This is a genomic window from Legionella longbeachae (assembly GCF_004283175.1).
GTDB classification, from domain to species: Bacteria; Pseudomonadota; Gammaproteobacteria; order Legionellales; family Legionellaceae; genus Legionella; species Legionella longbeachae.
Genome location: NZ_RXNW01000011.1, coordinates 164,633 through 183,262 on the forward strand (window position 1 = coordinate 164,633; position 18,630 = coordinate 183,262).

An 18,630-nucleotide genomic window follows, 5' to 3' on the forward strand; every position below is an offset into this window, starting at 1 on the left:
TATTATCTACTGATTAGTAACCATAGTTTACTGTATCTTCTTCGATAGGTGGATATAATAATTCGTCTTGAGGTGGAGCAGAAGGTAAATAAACGACGTTACCCGTAGTGTTAGCAAAAAAGTTACTATTTCCACTATAAGTTGTCGATACACTCTGTGCCTTATTCAATACAAGACTGATAACATGTTGCTGCTCTTTCAATTTCTGATCCAGTTCAACTAAAGATTTTTCAGATTTTTCTATCTTGGTATTGAGCTGTGTCATCGTGGTTACACATAATTCATTAGCCTTTTTCCAATCTTTCATGAGAAGGACATCATTTTTTTCCATGACCTGACTGTTTTGTTCCATTTGAATCTCACTGACGTATTTTTGATACTGAAATCCCAGAGCAACTACTACTGCAACAAGCGAAAGCATCGCTAGAGCTCCTGGAATGGTAAAAAATACAGGACTAATAATTAACGCACTTACTATACCAGTACTTACAAGACTACCGGCCATACTAAAAAGAGAGACATAAAGAGCACTTTTTTTATAACTTGCTGCGGTTTCACTTTTTAACCGCAAACGATCATTTTCTTCGGTCAGTTCTTTATTTTGTTTCACCAGATGAGGTTTAGAGGTAAGATGGTTCTGTAGTTGTCGTGTGCACTCCAGAAGGCTTTTATGCAATGAGCGTAAATTATTTTGCTCCTCATCTAATGAATGGATCAAAGCTTTTTCTTTTTCTGCCATTTCTGTTAGCTTTTTCATTATGCCTACAATCATCTTTAATGCGGTTTGCTCATTAAACGTTATTTGCCGAGTGTTTTCAGGGTGTTGTAATGCTAATTCCAGCTGAGTTAAATAAGTCTTATAACTCATTTCTGTTGCTTCACTCATTAATTGGGTACGTTGATTATCTAATTCACGGGCTTGGTACTCGATTTGTTGTTTCAATGCTTCAATGCTTTTAGGAGATAATTGCTGAAGATGAGGATCATAGGCATTACGGGCCCTGTTTCTGGTGAGACGCTCTTCGCTTCTTAGATGACGTTGTTGTTCATTTTCAGGAAAAACAATCTCCATTTGATGTTTTATTTCCTGATAGCGTCTTTCGGACTCTTTTTTCTCTTGAAGAAACTGAGTTAAATTTTGTTCTTCTTTGGTTCGTTCGATTTCTTTTGAAGTAAGGAGATAAGTCAGTCTTTGACGTTCTTCAATTAGTCTATTTTCCTCTTGTAAAAGTCTATCCCAAGTGTGTTGATCCGGTAATGGCTGCGTCATTGTCGTGTGAGCGTGAATAATACCCTCGGGGTATCGTATTTGACGCTCATTACGAATTCTCTCAAGATTGCTATTAATTCGGGAAATGCTTATTTTAAATTCATTATATTGTCTATTTATTTGGTTATAGATGTGCTCTTGTTGCGCACATTTTGTTTCAAGTTGCTGAAGTGCAGTTTCTAAATGATTTAACTCTCTCTCGAAATTGATTTTTAGAGCATTTTCATTTTCTTGTTCTCGTTCATCGTTGATAGTTTCTTGAGCATCATGATTTATTTGCGATTCACAGGCACGCTGAGTTAAGTAATTTATCATTGCTTGTTTATCGGAGTTACAGTGCTCGAAAAGTAAGGAGCTGATTGGATTAAGTATTCTTAAAAGGGGTTTTCTTTCTAGAAGGTATTGCCTAAGAAGGTGGTAATTGGATTCGCTAATGACTGCTTTTGTTTGAGATTGAACTATATCATTGATAACGATTTCTGATAATGCCATGACTCGTGACTCCTCAGTAATAATATTATTAACGAATTAAATACTAATTGTTGAAGCGACTACCCAGGTGAATTGGGAGCGCCTGATAGCACGGAATACTAATTTTTTAAGTGACAGATCCCCTGTTTATTTTTGAGGGCATTATGCCAGACAAATGTTAAGGAATTGTTAAGTAATCGTTAAGAAATTGTTAAGCTGATGTGAAAATACTGTAAGGCGTTGATTTCATTTTGAAAGATGTCACCACGGCTAAATAAAACACTGTTTTGGTAAAATACAAGTATGGACAATCAAAGTTGTCTTATCATCGCTATCGGTTATAATCGATAGCGATGGTTAATAAGGGGGCTGGGAATGAAAAAGAATATTGTTGTTCGTTTATTTTGTGGTATTTGTCTTTTAGTATTGCAATTGTTGCCTGAGATTACTTTCGCAGAACAACCCAATCATTACATTTCTTTATTAAAAGAAATGTTTGCCAAGGTAACTGTAGAAAAAAATGCTCATGCTATTCCGTTATATTATGACAAAGACTTTGAACTATACTCCAATGGAAAAACTATGGGATATCAAGAACTTTTGCAGTCACATCAAGCAATCTATAAAACCCCCATTCAATATAAAATTCGATATGATGAGAAAGCGTTTGTAGCGCAACAGAATAAAGTCGCAGGGAGATTATTTATTACAACTAAAAAACCTAATGAGGCAGAAGTAGAAATTGAAGTCATACTAATTGCTGAATATAAAAAGGATAAACTCTATCGAGTTTGGGAGCTTACTTATCCAGACTGGTCTAAGATGAAACGCTTTAAAAAAAGTGCTTAATATTCTAAGTAATAAAGCTTAAACCCCATCCCTGTCGGCATAAATTATACATTTTATGCCGCATACCCCCTAAGCTCCATTCCATTTTAACCCGGCCTTCGATAAAAAAATGTATAAAAAGCTAACTCTCTTCGAGTCGCGTGTTTATTTTTACCTCCATATTTAGCAAATACAAAATTAAATAGTTGCTTTTATTGCAAATGGGAATCATTATCGTTTATATTTTAATGATAATGATTCTCATTTGCGATGATTTGAGTACTGCAATGAGCCATTCATTACCTTGAACAACTACTTAAACAGAAAACAAATGGAAGGATGGTGTATCTATGATTTTATCTAATTCACATTTTAATGAGTTACGCTACCAATTGCATTCATTATTATTAGAGATAGGTCTTCCTTTGTCGTCCAGGCAAATGGGGCATTTCCTTCTTGTTTCTTATCACCAATGTTTTAATCGTTTACAAAGGGTGGCTTTTTTAGAGGGATTAATTGATAAAAAAATAACAGGGCAATCAATTACTTCTTATCTTGATTTTCTGCGGTTTTATTCTGCAAATCAGAAGAACCATGCCAAACATTGGCGCTTGTTATATGAAGAATTAAACGAAAGTATTGCCAATCAAGCCCTGGCTCTTGCCTACCAACATCAATGGGATAAAAAGATTAAGCAGCATGCAAAAAAACATACAAATTTGTGGTCTTGGTTAATCGAACACTTTAATCAGCAGCAGATACTCCATTTTTTAGAACAATGGGGGTGTATTGGGCATCCATCTCATCCTAATTTCCGTGCCAAAATAGGCTTTAATCGAAAAGAGGTGTTGCAATATTCACCTGAATTTAATTCTGAAGTGAATATTTGCTGGGCAGCAGTCCATCATTCACGTGCATTTACCTCTACAACCAAGACTGCTTTTCATTGGATATTTAGCAATCATTTTCCTAAGGAGTATGGCTTATGGAGTGATGCACTCCGATCAAAACAATTAAACCCCAAAGAATATTATCCATTTCCGATACACCCTTGGCAATGGAAAAATAAATTAAAAATGCTTGCTAAACCGTTGCTTGATACGCATCAGTTTGTGGTGAATTCTGTATATCAACCCACAAAACCCTCTATGTCATTTCGAACCATGATGCCATTAACAAAACATGGTCCTCATCTTAAATTAGCTGTTGGTGTGCATACTACATCATCCTTGTGTACTGTTTCTCCTGCTTCTGTAAGTAACTCGTCCATTCTCTCACAATGGATTAACGAATTACTTGCACAAAATCAATACTATAAAGGACAATTATTTTTAGCACGTGATTTTGCGGGGATTAATACATCAGATCCATCAATTCCGGATGATGAAAAGAAGCATTTGGCGCTTCTTATACGTGAAAATCCTTTACAATGGATTAGACTAAACCAGAAATTGATCCCTCTGGCAGCTCTCTTTAAACGTTCGCCATTAAGCAAAAAATCGTTATTGAGTGAACTTATAGAGCTTAGTCATGGTAATCCTGTGGATTATTTTTTGGATTATTGCCGTTGTGTTTTGGCAAGCCAGTTGCATTTTTCATTGTGTTATGGAATTGTTTTTGAAGCCCATCAGCAAAATACTTTGGTGATTTTTCAAGCAAATCGTCCTTCAGGTCTTGTGATCCGTGATTTAAGGGGCATTAAAATTTGCAGCCATTCACTTTATGATAAGGTGAGTAAACCAACACTTCATCCTGATTCTACAATCATTGGTCCTGAGCTTGCTGAACTAACCAATAAATTCATTGATAGCAATTTGCTCAGTAATTTAGCTTATGGGATTCATTGTTTAGCAGTAGAGCATCACCTTGCAAAGCCCTTTCTTTGGCAAAAAGCAAGACAAGTTTTAGAGCAACTTTTAGATGAGTTTAGGAGTGAATGCGAACCGCGAATTCATCATTGGCATAGACAGCAATTGTTGACACAACCCTGGCAACAAAAATGTTTACTTACTACACGACTCCATGAGAATAAATGCCAGGATTCGTTTTCTCTAATTAAAAACCCTTTAAGTAGAGGTTAACCCTGTATTAGCTTGGTTTAGGGTGCATCATTATTTTTACTTCCTTGCCAACGCTTAATACCATCGATCTCAATATCAAATAAATCGAGAACACGTCCTATGCTATGGTTTACAATATCATCGATAGTTTGTGGGTTATTGTAAAATGCAGGTGTAGGGGGGGCAATAATGGCGCCTATTTCTGTTGCTCGTTTCATATTTTCAATATGGCCAAGATGTAGTGGTGTTTCTCGAACCATTAATACAAGGCGTCTGCGTTCTTTCAAAATAACATCTGCAGCTCGAGTCAATAAATTTGAGGTTGTTCCACAAGCAATCTCTGCCAAGGTTCGCATGGAACAAGGTGCGATAATCATACCTGCAGTGAGGTAGGAGCCACTCGAAATACATGCGGAAATATCGTAAATTGGGTAATGTTTATCAGCAAGTTTGCTAAGTTCGGCTGCAGAAAGCTCGGTTTCACACGCACGGGTTTGTTGAGCCGCTTTTGAAATAATAAGGTGCGTTTCATATTCGGTCTGGGCCAACAACTCAAGGAGCCGTATCCCATAAATAATTCCTGAAGCACCAGTGATACCAATTATAATACGTTTCGTTTTCATACTTTAGCTCGATATAAAATGCGGATGGATCATATCATGTACTAGACACAAGAAAGTTTTAAATCTTCGGATAAAGTAGCAATATTTTTCTTTTTTTCATTAGAAAACAAACCTGCGCCAGTCACTAAAAATCCCAAACCTCCCGCTGTAGTCGCTCCAAATGCTAAAAGACCCACTCCCGTTAATGCAAAAGAAACTCCTGTCATTATCACTGCCATACCCAAAATCATCATTGCAAAACCTAAAGATTGCAAAAATGGATTATTATTTTTGGAAAGAAGATGAGCATTTTTTTGATATTCAAGTGCAAGTGCATGACGCCTGGGGCCTGGAGACATTGTTAATAGTTGCGTGGTTTGCAGAATATGTTTGATCAATATTTCTGATTTTTCCCCTTTTGCATAAAGGTCAAGAATTTTTTCTTTAACGGCAATGGCTTTGGCACGAAGTTCCGGCTGAGTCATTTTGGTGATGGTTTCATTAAGTTGGCCTAATTCTGAATTGAAAAAATCATTTGCCTCTTCAAGTGCTTTATAGACTTTTTGATTGTATTCAGCGATGTAGCAGTGGATTCCCAGCTTTTCTAACTCGGGATAATAATATTTGATGGCACTGATAAATTGAGCTGCGCTTTGCTTTTCGGGGTTATTAAAAGCACCACATCCGGGCATGACAAAAACAGCCGCTACAGCTTGGTTGATTCCTTGCTCTTTAAAGTATTTTGCTCGCTTAATTGCTGTTTGACATTGAACAGCGATTCCTGAAGTCAATAAGATACCTAGTGTCCCTTCTGCTTCAGGATGTTGTAATACTTTATTGGACGTAGCGCGGGCATCTAAGGGGGAGGTTTCCACTTTGCGCAAATCAGGAGCCGCATAGCCCACGAGAGTCATTGGCGTCCTTTCATTTTTTTGCAACTTTTTTACTGTTTTTTCTATAGTAGTTAATTCAGTTGTATCGGTGAACCAATGTGAAATAGAATCCCCAACAACAGGTACTTCGTAGACATTATTTTGCATATCAAAGTAGATAGGTAGCCCATTGTGTGGATTGGGATAAGATTTAAATAAATCTTTGAAGAATTCTTCTGACTCAAGATAGGCTTCTTTTTTTTCGACCCATTTGGCACAAATTGTAAGTACCATTTTTAAGTATCGCTTTTGGTAATCGACAACATCAACAGGGTGCGGAACATCCGAAAATGCATATTGATTGCTTTCAATGTTACGTTGATGGACATTGCAAAATTGTAGTGCCATTTTTAAAGCAGAATCAGTATATCGAGAAAATAATTCCTCTACAGAACCACTTGAATATTTTGCGGCTCCATCCCTGTGTGAGTTTGGTGCATTATCAGCCACCACAATGCTCCCTTTATCATGCAAATGTTGGATTAACTGAATAACATCCCCATGAAACAATTGCACCCCGGATTGAAAGGAGGATTCGTATGTATTTGTTTGAACAAGGGTCGATTCGATGACCTCAATGTCGTATTTCAGAAGATTCAAAAATTTGATTACATTGTTTGTATCATCTAAGGCAGAGATCAATTGATTGATTGTCTCAAGCAAGTTTGGTTCAGATGCAACGGAAGCAGTGAATTGGGTCATCTCCTTAATCTTTTCCGAATTGTTTTTAATTAATTGCCCCAGGAAGTAAATTTGACTGCACCAGTACTGTTTTCTTGCTAAAATTTGATGGGGTTTATAGTGAAGGGTTGATGCAAAATCAGCGAATGCATAATAACGACTTTTTTGTGCAGCATACATCTCATCCCGTGTTTTGGACGGGCCTAAGATAAGTGCTTCTGCTGTGTTAAGCCCTGCTTTAATGGCTCCAGAAAAAAATTCAAACATAGAAAGGATCCCTGCTCTCTGTAAAAGGGACGAATATATCAAAAAATAAACTAAAAGGTCAAATTTTAATATTTCTTGGGGTGTTTGATCGCATTTATAATAACCACGTTAAATGATATCGGCCTACCATAAGTAGGGTGAACCAATTTGTTTCCATATCGCTTCTTTTATATTTCCCATTAGTTGCATTACACCCTTAAGCATACTCCATTTACGGTAAATAAGTTATGAACTTATAAGCTATTTGGGCAAGAGTTTTAATATCAATATATTTCATAATAAATACTTTTTGATTTTATTCTGTCACAAAAGTATTGCGCGCACCAATTTGATCGTATAAATTACATTTTAGGTCAAATAATAACTAAAGGAATAATATTATGCCAACTTATTTCGATCCGATTATGCAAGATGATATCTTATTGGAAGAAAGCACCTGCGTTTATTTGGTGAAGCTCAGTGATAATACTTTTAGTATTAAAGCAATTTCGTCAGGATTAGAAAAACTACCTGGTGATCCAACGACTCAAGCAACTGAGTATTGGCCTGTTCCAATAAAAACGCTAATGGGGCTTTTAGAGAACCAGATTCTTTTTGAAGGCGATAAACTAACTACAAAACCTTTGTCACTAGAACAAGTTATAAAATTTTTTGATTTTGATCCTACCAAGTTAAAGCCAAATTTATTTAATGATGCCATTAAAGAAGAATTAAAAAATGAATGGGCTGAACAGACAATGCGGGATTTACTAAGACAAGAGGGTGCAATTCCCCATACTTTTTTCTACCGTCCTCTATTGCTTCGAGAAGTCCGTGCAAATAATGCACCTCAGGAAGAGCAACGTCTTGGTGAACTTATTCCTGCTCTTGCAGTATTCCATATGATACCGCAGTCAGTTGATGACGAAGGAGAGCCAACTCAAATATTGTTACAGATGTTTATCATGCATATGAATCAAGGTGAAGCTGCAGCAGAGGAACATGAAGAAGTCCCTACTCATCAGTTACATTAAATTGGGAAAAAGTATGGGGCTTTGTTAGATAAGATGAATTCTTGCCGCTGGATGCGATGTAACAAAGCTCAGGAATACGCATATTGATGAACTTTTTGCTTTTATTGTGGGGGTGTACAAAGACAGTGCAGCGACTATGTTCAAAATGACCAAAACCTACGTACTGATGGATTGGATTGCCCAAACCCTGAAAAACAATAAAGCACAGGATACTTACAGGAAAATAAGGTCATGCCCTGAGCCATAGGTGTATATAGGGCAAATTTCCTCTGCTCGAAGTGCCAGAATCAATCAAGGTTTAATTTTTGTTATAGAAATACCCCTGCATGTTTAGAATTTATTATTTTTAATCAAGGATTCCAATTCTTCAGCACTGACAGGCTGACTAAAATAATATCCCTGGAGTTTATCGCAATGTTGGTTTTTTAAAAAATCTACCTGAAGAAGGTTCTCAACTCCTTCGGCTACTACATCAAATGATAAGCTGTTTGCAAGAGAAATGATCGCTTTAACTACAAGGGCATCGCTGTTGTTTTCCTCAATATCATGTATAAATGATTGGTCAATTTTTAATTGGTCAATTGGCAGTGCACGTAAATAACTTAAACAGGAGTTTCCAGTCCCAAAATCATCTAATACAATTCTAATGCCTAAATTTTTGAGTTCTTTAATCGATTCGGTTACCGCAATATTTCTGATAAGGATATTTTCAGTGACTTCAATTTCCAGATATTCTGGTAAAAGTCCGGATTCATTTAGGACTCTTTTTACCATTTGAACAAAATCTGGTTGCATGAATTGTTTGGTTGCGACATTTACTGCTACAGAAAATGGAGGAAATCCTTTGTCTTGCCATGCCTTATTTTGAATACAAGCTGTTCTTAACACCCATTCTCCAATAGGAACAATTAAGCCAGTTTCCTCAGCTAAGGGAATAAAATCCATAGGGAGCAATATTCCCTTTTTGGGATGTTTCCAGCGGATTAAAGCTTCGACAGCAATTAGCTGTTCTGTTTTAACATCATATTGAGGTTGATATTCCAAATAAAGTTCATTGGAAAGTAATGCTTTTCGTAATGCAGATTCTTTATCTAACCTCTCGAGAGATTGCTGATTAAGCTTTGCAGAATAAAATTGGTATTGATTGCCTCCTAAGGCTTTTGCATTATACATCGCTAAATCGGCATTGCGAATTAACTCATCTACATTCGAACCATCTTGTGGATAAATACTGATACCCATACTTGCAGTAATCAAAATCTCTCTTTTGCTTATCGTAATTGCTTTTGTAATAGCAGCTAATATCTTGTCACATATTGCCATGATATCTTCAGGCTTTTTTAATGATTCAGATAATAAGATGAAAATAAATTCATCACCACTTAAGCGTGCGATCGTATCTTCTTCGCGCATAATTTTTTTTAATCGTGAAGAAATTTCCTTGAGTAATGAATCTCCAGCTGCATGACTAAAACTATCATTTATTAGTTTAAATCGATCTAAATCAATAAATATTACGGCGAATAAGCTATTTATTCGTTGTGCATGCGTAATAGCATGGTGAATTCTGTCAAAAAGCAGTATCCGATTGGGTAATTCAGTTAACGCATCATGGGTAGCCTGGAACTCCAACTTCGCTGTCAAACTGATTCTTTCACTGATGTCTTGAAAAGACCAAACTCGTCCCACTATTTTTTTATTCATTTTTTGGAGTTGTGAATAGCATTCAAAAAATCGGCCATCTTTTAATTGTAAGGTGGTTATTTCAGTGGTTTCTGGATTTAGTTGTATTTTTTGAATTTGTTCGTGAAACTTATTTGCGTCAAGTAATTTATCCTGAATATATATTTGGATCTTATCATAGTCTTTACCATCAATGAGTTCGTGAGATAATGACCACATATCGATGAAGTTTTGATTCCAATCTACAACTTTATTTTCATTGTTGACTACTACAATCCCATTGATGGAAGATTCCAACGTAGCTCGTGTTAATGAAAGTGATTTTTCTAGCATAATGGTGCGATCTTTAACTGTTTTTTCAAGGACATTTATGTTGGCTTTAATATTTTGCATTAATTCCCATTTCTTGGTGAGAGCATAAGTCAATTGTCGTACCGCTACTGAATCAAATGGTTTTTTTAGAATTAACAAACTGTCAGTCATACCTAATTTTTCTATTGTTTCTTCCCAGGAATAATCTGAATAAGCGGTACAGATTACAATTTGAATATCTTTATCCAATCCCCAGATATGTTTGATGGTTTCAATACCATCCCATCCAGGTGGCATACGGATATCGACAAACGCAAGTGCATATGGGGTGCCTCGAGCCTGCGCTTCTTGAATTCTTTTAACACCTTCCTTTCCTTGAGAGGCAATATCAATTCTGAATGCGGGGAGTTTAGTTTGTGTTTTTTTACAGTCGTCACCAAACAACATCCCATTCAACTTTTCTAATTTAGAATTAGGCGGTTCAAAGGTTAGTATTTTTTTGAAGTCTCTATGAATTGCTGAGTTATCATCAATAATTATTATTCTTAATTCACTATTAGTTTCCCCTCGCATGTAATTATCCCATAATTGCATAAAGTATATTCAATATGTAATTTTATTATGGTCCATTTTTTTGAAATTTTCATGTGAGATCCTTATTTATAGGGAATCTGCAGTAATATCATTCTTGAGGATCACTCAGGATAAATAGTTGCTTTTACTGAACAATATGAATTAGAAACAGTAGCTAATGCATTAGGTACTGTTTGACAAGTTCATGAATTTTTATACATTGTTGCAAGTTCGTTCAGTTCATTTACTTGGGTGCACTTCCCCTGACTTGCATCTAGTTTGAAGCTTGATGGATGACGTTATACTTTTACTACGATTTTTCCGATTTGCTCATTAGACTCCATGTATTGATGAGCCGCAACAATTTGATCCAAAGAAAAAATACGTGCAATACGTGGTTTAAAATCTCCTTGTGTAATATGATCGAAAATATACTTTTCTGCTTCTTTCCTTAAATTAAGGTCGGTACTGAGTTCAAATAAAGTATAACCACGTATTGTAAGGCCTTTGCTTAAAGCGGTAAAAAGTGGGTAAGGCATGGGTTCGTTGGCTAAATTACCATAAACAAAAATAATTCCCTTGTCTGCGGCTGCTTCTGCAAGCTTTTCGATATCCTTCCCTGCAACAGGATCGAAAATGATTCGTGCCCCTTGACCTTTAGTGATCTCTTTTATACGAGTTGGTAAATTTTCATCATTTGTAACAATCACATGATCTGCCCCAAGCTTGAGTAATTCTTCTTTCTTCGCCTGGGTTCTAGTTGTTGCAATACTTATTGCTCCCTGGGCTCGTGTAATCTCAATTGCAGCTATGCCAACGCTACTACTGGCTGCTGTGATTAAAACATAGTCTCCTTTTGATACCTTGCCATAGTGAACAAGCGCACCATATGCGGTCATGTATTGCATCCAAATAGAAGTTGCCTCGACGAAAGATAGTTTTTCAGGATAGGCGGCAAGCGCATAAGCAGGTAAAATAGCTACTTCACCATAAACACCATATTTCCCTAAATCAAAGCAGGGTACAGAGCTCAATTTCATGCCCAGAATTTTTTGATCAACGCCAGGTCCTACAGCCTCAACAATCCCTGATGCTTCATAACCAATTTTAGAGGGAAATTTAGGTGCTACCAGGTAGTGTCCACGGCGAAACATAACTTCTGCTCGATTTAAACCAATCGCATGTACTCGTAATCGTACTTCTCCATTGTCAGGCTCTGGTAAGGCCATTTCTTCTAATTTTAATACTTCAGGATTACCCGTTTCATGAAAACGGACTATTTTTGCAGTTGAATGTGGCATAGTATTTCCTTATATCAATAAATAAAAATTGAATAGTGGATTAATTGTTGAAAATAAGATTATATCTCAAATCAAATAGCGATGATCTTTCTTTTTTGTCCTCCTAATGAAAGATGGATTTTTTTAAAAAAAGTCGAATAATCCACACAGTCAAATCTTTTTTTGTTCAAATTGATGTTTTTTTTGCTGGTCATCTATACTGGGTGAAAGTATAAATCTACTGCAAATTTGGGTGATTTTATTTCAAGTAGTGTTAAAATTTGCAAAAAAGAGCAAATAATAGATTGGTTTTGTGAAAAAATGATGAAAATTTGTTGATTTAGATCCCATCTTATGTAAACCTTGTGCCCCTATGAGTAGGAAATTAATTTACACAATATGCGGTATTAGTTGTCTTACGATAAGTTTCGTTGGACTGTCGCTTTATAAGCATAATGGGCTTCAAGTTCAAGAGAAACCGCAGAATACTAAGAAAGTGATTATTAAAACCGGGCCTGTAAAGACAGCTGCGGTGGAAGATAATGCACTTAAGAGTGCTAAACAAATTGTTGAAAGCACTCCGTATGGGCACACCTTAAAAAAGGTTAGTGCAGAAAAGATTGATTCAAAAAAAGTTAGTGCAGAAAAAACCACCCCCCAAACAGTTGCTTCGAAGAAAGTGGTTATAAGAAGAAAAAATATAGCCCTAACAAAAGTATCTTTTGAAGAGTTACCTGGGTGGGATCAGGCAGATGTCAAAAAATCATTATTGGCATTTCAAACTTCATGCAAGGTTTTTTTAAAGCAGGAACCATCCCGCCCAATTGGTACTCGACATATCAACCTAAAAGCTCGAGATTGGTATCCAGTTTGTAAGGCAGCTTTGGCTCTTGATTCTACTTCGGAAGATTCAGCAAAAATCTTTTTCGAAAAATGGTTCCACCCTATTGAGTTAAAACAACGAAACCCTTCTCAAAGTTTATTTACTGGCTATTATATGCCACAAATAAAGGGCAACCTAAAGAAAAGTCCTAAGTACAATACACCAATTTATGGGATGCCTAAAGGTGGATTTACCACTTCATATACTCGTGCACAAATAGACAATGGTGCTCTTAAGAAGAAAGCGCCAGTGATTGCCTGGATTCATAGTCCTGCCGAGCGTCTTTTTTTAGAAATCGAAGGTGCCGGTGTTATTCAGCTGCCTAATGGCGAGAATATCTATTTGGGATATGCAGGTGAGAATGGGGCTCCTTATACTTCTATTGCCAAGGTTATGATAAACCAGGGAATTATGAGTCGAGATACAGCATCTAAAGCAGCTATTATACGCTATTTGGAGGAGCACCCTAAAAAGGCTAAAGATATTCTCCATAAAAACAAGTCCTTCGTTTTTTTTGAGGATGTAAAAAAACCTATGGCTCTTGGTGCTCAAGGTATGGCTCTTACCCCGGGTTATTCTTTAGCTGTGGATAAAAAATGGATTCCGCTTGGTGCTCCACTTTGGTTAGATACAACTCGGCCCGATAAAAATCAAGAAGATGAAAAGCAATTACAACGCCTCATGATTGCTCAAGATACAGGTGGGGCAATTCGTGGTTTCATGCGAGGCGACATTTATTGGGGTTCAGGAAAGCTTGCCACATTTTTAGGCGAACATATGAAGAATGAAGGTCAATATTGGTTATTATTGCCCAAATATATTTTCAATCGGCTCGCCAAAAAATCGGTTTAAACCTATTTTTAAGTTTGATTTTGTTTACAAACTAAAATCGAAAGAGAAAAATTGACGTATTTGTCATTTTTTATAAGAAATGACTTATTTTAATTTTCCTTTAAATTCAAATAGATGCCTTGATTATTTTTAAATTCGTAATTTTTCTGTAAAGATTTAATTTGTTAATTAATCCTTAAGCTTTATTGACTTAAACTGAAAAAAAGCCAAGAGGAGACTACAATGTCAAACAAAAAACTAACTGAACGTTTGAACAATGAGCTAGATGAGCTTGGTGTCCCTGTCTTAATGACAGAGCGAGTTCAAGTATGTTCTACACTGTTCCAAGTTCCAAAATTTAAAATCGAAGCTCTGTTAAATGGAGTTGTCGTTTTAGATTCTGAGTCTATGCAAAAAATCGCTAATGAACTTGAAGTAAGTATGGATTGGCTAATGGGTGAGGCTCAAGAAAAAACAACGCATTAACCAATATCAATGAATCTGTTCGCTGAAAACATCAATGCAAAGTAGTTCGATATAAGAAAGATTATATCGAACTATACAGATTAAAAACCATTCTTAAATACATCAATTACTGCCTAAGATTCTATGCTTTTTGAGCAGGCTCCTTAACCCAAAGCAATAAAAGAGAACCTGCTATTAAATAAATAGGCAATAGCGATAGAGCCATCTGATAGCTAGAGAGAGAAAACTGGTGCACACCATTTACGATATGGCCCTCCCATCCCATATCCAATAATTTTCCAATAAGGGGTTCTGTTAAGGCATCAAAAACCGCATCACTGGTATTGATCATGGCTATAACCGTTGCTGTCAATGCTACGGAGTTAATTTCTTTTCCCATAGCAAAAACCAACATAAATGCTCCAAGCCCAAAACCAAATATAAATAACAATACACTTAAAGTTACAGTGGATAATACTTGGCAATATAGAACTAAGATAAGCGCTGCAGTTGATGCCAGGGTACTAAAAAACATGACATAACGTCGATTACCTAAACGATCGGATAACATCCCCAAAATAGGACTTCCTAGACCTAAACCTATAAAAACCAGTGATAACAGAGAGGCTGATTGGGTTTTACTTAAGTGATACGCTTCCGCTAAGAATGGGTTTCCCCAAAGTCCGCCAAATACGGCAACAGGTGAGAAAGCAAGCCCACTGTATAAAGTGAGCAGCCAATTTTGTTTGCTCTTAAGCACCCCAACTACATCTTGAAATGAAATGGTTGTTTTGGTGGTTGTCATCCTGTTTAAAGAGCATGAACGATCGCGTACTACTATAAAAAACAAACAAGATAGGATAACCCCAGAAGCCCCTACACTGAATAGGCAGTGACGCCACCCAAAATGATCAATAAGCCAAGCCAAAGGAGCTTGACCAAAAACTGCACCAGCCATGGCCGCTGTAGCTAAAAGCCCGCTCACGAAGGCATATTGTTTTGGAGAAAACCAGTCTGCTGCGAGTTTCATATAAGCGACTGTCGCAAAGGCAACCCCAACGCCCATCAATGCACGGGCTGTAATTGCTACATATAAGGTCTCTGCGTTTGAAAATAAAAGCACTCCTAGGGCACTGCAAAAAATAGCGGCTGATGTAAAGCGACGAGTACCGTACTTATCAAGCAAAATACCGACAAATAATTGAGTAATCATATAAGAATAATAAAAAGTAGCAGCCAGGTTTCCAAGTCCTGCGCCTGTCAAATCAAATTGTTTCATTAAAGGGGCGGTGATGATACTGGGAAAAATTTGTAACACATATTTATAAAAAAGAAAGCAAGCAGCTAAACTGATAACAATAATAGGATAGACTAAAACAGGCCTTGTATTGTTTTTTTCTATAGACATTAACATAATTATCTCTCTTCAAATAGGTTAAAGTGTGCGCTGAATGGAAGACTCACTGAGCGGGCGTGGCCTTGGAGAGACCCTGTCTTAACGGGCTTATGGTCTTATTCGCTCACCGTTAAGACAGGCGAATAATGTTAATAATTTGAATAATTCTTTTAAAAGAAGAGGGGAAAATAAGAGACATCACAGCACACCAGTTGTTACTGGTACAAAATAACTTTGTAGTGCTGTTTGCATTTGTCATGAAGAACTCTATTGCAATTCCAAAAGGATATGATCTTTTAAAAATCCTAACATATGAATAAATAATTTACAACAATCGTTTTTTTTCTTCATGTAATTTTCTACCTTATCCTGTCGTCTGTGGTAAATCGATACACGTCTCTTGAGCTGATTATTGGATGGAGTGCACAGGCTACGGTATGTCGATGTCCTATCAACAGATACTTAAGAGAATTGGAAATGCTTTGTTTAGGATGGCAAAGAGAGTTAACTTGATTGTGATTTTGGTGAAAAGAGCTAAAATCTGCGGCAAACTGCTTGTTGCTGAGGAAAAGGTTGAGCTGCATTCTGCAACTCAACTATCTCCTTTCTCAAGGGCAAAATTGAATACGAGATTGATGGTACTTATGCCAAATTGAGAACTACTACTGCTGCTATTATTGTTATTGTTACTCATCATGGTTGAAACGTATCTAAAATCAAGACCCATGGTTGTAAAGTCATCCAGGTAATAATTAAAGCCTACTATTCCTTGTAGGGCAAAACCACCCTGCGAGTTATTGGAGGTGAATTGGATTGCAGGAACAATTCCAGAATACTCCGTGGATTCGATATTGCCTTGATTTCTGATGAGCGCAGCCCCAAGACCTAATCCTAAATAAGGAACAAAATTAACATCCGGATTAGAGGACGTAAAATCATAAAATGCATTGAACAATCCATAAAAACCCATGGTGTTACCGTTAAAGCCTAGCCCATTATCTTGAATGTACGCAGGACATACTCCTTCAGGCCCAACGACAGTAGGGCTAATGAGGGTACACGTACCTACTTGCAGCTCCCCATAATTGTTTATATTATAGAGGAACTCCGCTTCAAGCCTGAAGTTGTGTATTTTATAACCAATAGAGGTACCTACTCCTCCACCAACAGGCCCCAAGGTTACTTGTCCAGTATAAGGCACGTTGTTAATCGTAAAAGTAAGATCTGGATTAGGCGCATGGCTAATTTGACCCAATAAACCAAAGTAAAACCCTTGCACGGGCTCTGCACTAAAAGCACTATTGCTTAGAAAGCTTAAAATAAATCCAAATTTAATTATCTGTTTCATTCCATATCCTAAATTAATTCCAATGATGAATGGTTGTTTTTCTGTGCTCATGGAGAAACTATATTAAACCCTCCTTGGATGCAAATTTTTTTTATTTCAACTCGACATAAGGCTGAGCGTATGTTGATGAAATGATTGAAAATACCTTTGTCAGATACATTATGCCAGTTTAAAATTCATCCCCTCAATTTTGTAAGCAAGATGTTAGCGACTTTAGTAGAAATATTCTGTGATATTGATGACTTTTGCAAGTGCTGTTTCAAAGAAACATCTCCATATTTGTTTGCAAACGCCCATAAAAAAATTGACTCACATCATGATGTATTTTAACTGGCGCAAGCCATAGCCCCTGTAATCATAAAAAATGATACCGATGTCCAAAATAACTTAACTTGATGACTTTAAACTTTAAAGCTCAGATTGAGCAGCTTAAAAAGAGGTGGATGAGTTTCAGAGGATAATGAACATAACCGCATCTAGGCCTATAGTGGGAGGGGTTCAAGAAGCAGTTCAAACCAGGTCTGACAGCTATACTGAAAAATGGGTGGTATTAGACCTGGTTTGACTCGCTACTACTTAGCCTTATATTGGCTCTCTTCATTTTTCGGAATTTGATCTTCCTTAAATTTATGCAAATCACCTTTTATTGATTTTAAGGATTGTTCTGATTTTAATTTATCAACAAAACTCTGTATTCTGCGAACATATTCTGTATCTTTTTTGTGTCCTTTCCATTCCAAATAATCTTCTCCAGATTTAATTGCCTGTCTTGGGTTTGTTTTACTTAACTTTTCAAGTTGATCGGCTACTCTAAATATAGGAGCAGCAACAGTTCCTGGCTTGAAACCACCAATATCAGACAATATGGCCCACATTGGTTTGCGTGCAGACTTGGGCGCATGTGATTTTGTCATTATTTCTATTCTTTCAATAAGGGATGCTGAAAATGGATCAGCAAAGGCTGTTTGAGGATTTTTATCAAGGTATGCCTTGCCAATTTTGTAAACCTCTCTATTGTTGCTGCTTTTTTCAGCTTTCATCATCTTATAGAGAACAGCATTAGGCGATTCTATCAGTTTTGTGCCGGGCTCGTCATGCAACATCATCGCTTTGCCGCCACCAATATTTTTCCCGCGTTCCAAAGCGAGGAATTTTGAAGCCTCTTTATCCAGCAATGCGGTGTTGCTTGATTTATAAAGTGGCTGATCCCAATCACTGACCGCATCTTGCACATAACCTTTTTTTAGAACGGGAATACTGCGCGCATATACTCTGTATCGTTGCTCTTGGTCTTCTTCTATATCAAGTTTCATTCCAGGCATGAGCTCTAAATAATCAGTAAACAATTTCCTTACTTTCGCTTCAATTTCCACGTCATCGGGATTGGCAATAATAAAAGTGGCTTGATTCACCAGATCTTGTTTTTGCTCGCTTAACGGAGGGGTATTAAAGTCCATTTCTTTAAACGCTGTTCCCTGGAACGCTTTTCCTTCCTTAATCTCCTTAACAAGGTCGGTTCCTATTTCTTTCCAAAATGGATTAACGATTTTAGGTTCAACTTCCGTGCCAAAGTTGTAAAACAGTTTTGCGAAGTCTTTATCTTCCTGGTTAAAAAGTTCTTCCGCCACTGTCCAACGCCCGCTTTCAGGAAAGTGTTCAAAGCTTTGTCCATTTTTGGCCCACATGAATGCATCCACATAATCTTGTACTGTCATACTGTGAGTTGCAGCCCACT

At 36.9% G+C, this 18,630-nt stretch carries 13 protein-coding genes; 5 read left to right on the plus strand and 8 right to left on the minus strand.

Annotation, left to right across the window (positions count from 1 at the left end; translation table 11 throughout):
* Window positions 1–13 precede the first annotated feature (13 nt).
* The gene (locus EKG34_RS12485) at window positions 14–1,762 is read right to left on the minus strand and encodes a hypothetical protein (RefSeq protein WP_003634534.1); all 1,749 of its coding nucleotides are present in this window, start codon (window positions 1,760–1,762) and stop codon (window positions 14–16) included.
* Between the two features lie 354 nt (window positions 1,763–2,116).
* On the opposite strand from EKG34_RS12485, the gene EKG34_RS12490 reads away from it, so the two are divergent.
* Complete coding sequence (locus tag EKG34_RS12490; RefSeq protein ID WP_003634536.1) at window positions 2,117–2,590, plus strand: hypothetical protein; 474 nt, start codon at window positions 2,117–2,119, stop codon at window positions 2,588–2,590.
* Between the two features lie 329 nt (window positions 2,591–2,919).
* The gene (locus EKG34_RS12495; protein ID WP_003634538.1) at window positions 2,920–4,650 is read left to right on the plus strand and encodes an IucA/IucC family protein; all 1,731 of its coding nucleotides are present in this window, start codon (window positions 2,920–2,922) and stop codon (window positions 4,648–4,650) included.
* Between the two features lie 17 nt (window positions 4,651–4,667).
* Here the strand turns inward: EKG34_RS12495 and EKG34_RS12500 are convergent, their stop codons facing one another.
* Window positions 4,668–5,252, minus strand: coding sequence for a UbiX family flavin prenyltransferase (locus tag EKG34_RS12500; protein ID WP_003634539.1), 585 nt, complete (start codon window positions 5,250–5,252; stop codon window positions 4,668–4,670).
* A 41-nt stretch (window positions 5,253–5,293) separates the two neighbouring features.
* Entirely contained in the window at window positions 5,294–7,111 is a 1,818-nt protein-coding gene (locus EKG34_RS12505) for a hypothetical protein (protein ID WP_003634541.1), read from the minus strand.
* A gap of 380 nt (window positions 7,112–7,491) precedes the next feature.
* On the opposite strand from EKG34_RS12505, the gene EKG34_RS12510 reads away from it, so the two are divergent.
* A complete protein-coding gene (locus EKG34_RS12510; RefSeq protein ID WP_003634543.1) occupies window positions 7,492–8,124 on the plus strand; it encodes a hypothetical protein in 633 nt (210 codons plus the stop codon).
* Window positions 8,125–8,454: 330 nt separating this feature from the next.
* Here EKG34_RS12510 and EKG34_RS12515 read toward each other — a convergent pair whose 3' ends face one another.
* Both EKG34_RS12515 and EKG34_RS12520 read right to left on the minus strand, forming a co-directional pair.
* Entirely contained in the window at window positions 8,455–10,692 is a 2,238-nt protein-coding gene (locus EKG34_RS12515) for a two-component system response regulator (RefSeq protein WP_035904835.1), read from the minus strand.
* A gap of 299 nt (window positions 10,693–10,991) precedes the next feature.
* Complete coding sequence (locus tag EKG34_RS12520; protein ID WP_003634547.1) at window positions 10,992–11,993, minus strand: zinc-dependent alcohol dehydrogenase family protein; 1,002 nt, start codon at window positions 11,991–11,993, stop codon at window positions 10,992–10,994.
* Between the two features lie 352 nt (window positions 11,994–12,345).
* Here EKG34_RS12520 and mltA point away from each other — a divergent pair, with 352 nt between their 5' ends.
* A complete protein-coding gene (gene mltA, locus EKG34_RS12525) occupies window positions 12,346–13,707 on the plus strand; it encodes a murein transglycosylase A (RefSeq protein ID WP_223800060.1) in 1,362 nt (453 codons plus the stop codon).
* A 222-nt stretch (window positions 13,708–13,929) separates the two neighbouring features.
* A complete protein-coding gene (locus EKG34_RS12530) occupies window positions 13,930–14,172 on the plus strand; it encodes a hypothetical protein (protein ID WP_003634552.1) in 243 nt (80 codons plus the stop codon).
* 121 nt (window positions 14,173–14,293) lie between these two features.
* On the opposite strand, the gene EKG34_RS12535 is transcribed toward EKG34_RS12530, so the two are convergent.
* The 3 genes from EKG34_RS12535 to EKG34_RS12545 form a co-directional block, all read right to left on the minus strand.
* On the minus strand, window positions 14,294–15,565 hold the full coding sequence (locus EKG34_RS12535; RefSeq protein WP_003634554.1) for an MFS transporter: 1,272 nt from the start codon (window positions 15,563–15,565) through the stop codon (window positions 14,294–14,296).
* A gap of 574 nt (window positions 15,566–16,139) precedes the next feature.
* Window positions 16,140–16,895, minus strand: a complete 756-nt coding sequence (locus EKG34_RS12540; protein WP_012979486.1) for an outer membrane beta-barrel protein — start codon at window positions 16,893–16,895, stop codon at window positions 16,140–16,142.
* A 572-nt stretch (window positions 16,896–17,467) separates the two neighbouring features.
* A partial coding sequence (locus EKG34_RS12545; RefSeq protein ID WP_242616753.1) for a hypothetical protein occupies window positions 17,468–18,630 on the minus strand: 1,163 nt, incomplete at its 5' end.

What these genes read in the sequence shown, in the direction of transcription:
- EKG34_RS12485 (WP_003634534.1), bottom strand. Translation starts at nt 1,762, where the DNA reads ATGGCATTATCAGAAATCGTTATCAATGATATAGTTCAATCTCAAACA.
- EKG34_RS12490 (WP_003634536.1), top strand. Translation starts at nt 2,117, where the DNA reads ATGAAAAAGAATATTGTTGTTCGTTTATTTTGTGGTATTTGTCTTTTA.
- EKG34_RS12495 (WP_003634538.1), top strand. Translation starts at nt 2,920, where the DNA reads ATGATTTTATCTAATTCACATTTTAATGAGTTACGCTACCAATTGCAT.
- EKG34_RS12500 (WP_003634539.1), bottom strand. Translation starts at nt 5,252, where the DNA reads ATGAAAACGAAACGTATTATAATTGGTATCACTGGTGCTTCAGGAATT.
- EKG34_RS12505 (WP_003634541.1), bottom strand. Translation starts at nt 7,111, where the DNA reads ATGTTTGAATTTTTTTCTGGAGCCATTAAAGCAGGGCTTAACACAGCA.
- EKG34_RS12510 (WP_003634543.1), top strand. Translation starts at nt 7,492, where the DNA reads ATGCCAACTTATTTCGATCCGATTATGCAAGATGATATCTTATTGGAA.
- EKG34_RS12515 (WP_035904835.1), bottom strand. Translation starts at nt 10,692, where the DNA reads ATGCGAGGGGAAACTAATAGTGAATTAAGAATAATAATTATTGATGAT.
- EKG34_RS12520 (WP_003634547.1), bottom strand. Translation starts at nt 11,993, where the DNA reads ATGCCACATTCAACTGCAAAAATAGTCCGTTTTCATGAAACGGGTAAT.
- mltA (WP_223800060.1), top strand. Translation starts at nt 12,346, where the DNA reads ATGAGTAGGAAATTAATTTACACAATATGCGGTATTAGTTGTCTTACG.
- EKG34_RS12530 (WP_003634552.1), top strand. Translation starts at nt 13,930, where the DNA reads ATGTCAAACAAAAAACTAACTGAACGTTTGAACAATGAGCTAGATGAG.
- EKG34_RS12535 (WP_003634554.1), bottom strand. Translation starts at nt 15,565, where the DNA reads ATGTTAATGTCTATAGAAAAAAACAATACAAGGCCTGTTTTAGTCTAT.
- EKG34_RS12540 (WP_012979486.1), bottom strand. Translation starts at nt 16,895, where the DNA reads ATGAAACAGATAATTAAATTTGGATTTATTTTAAGCTTTCTAAGCAAT.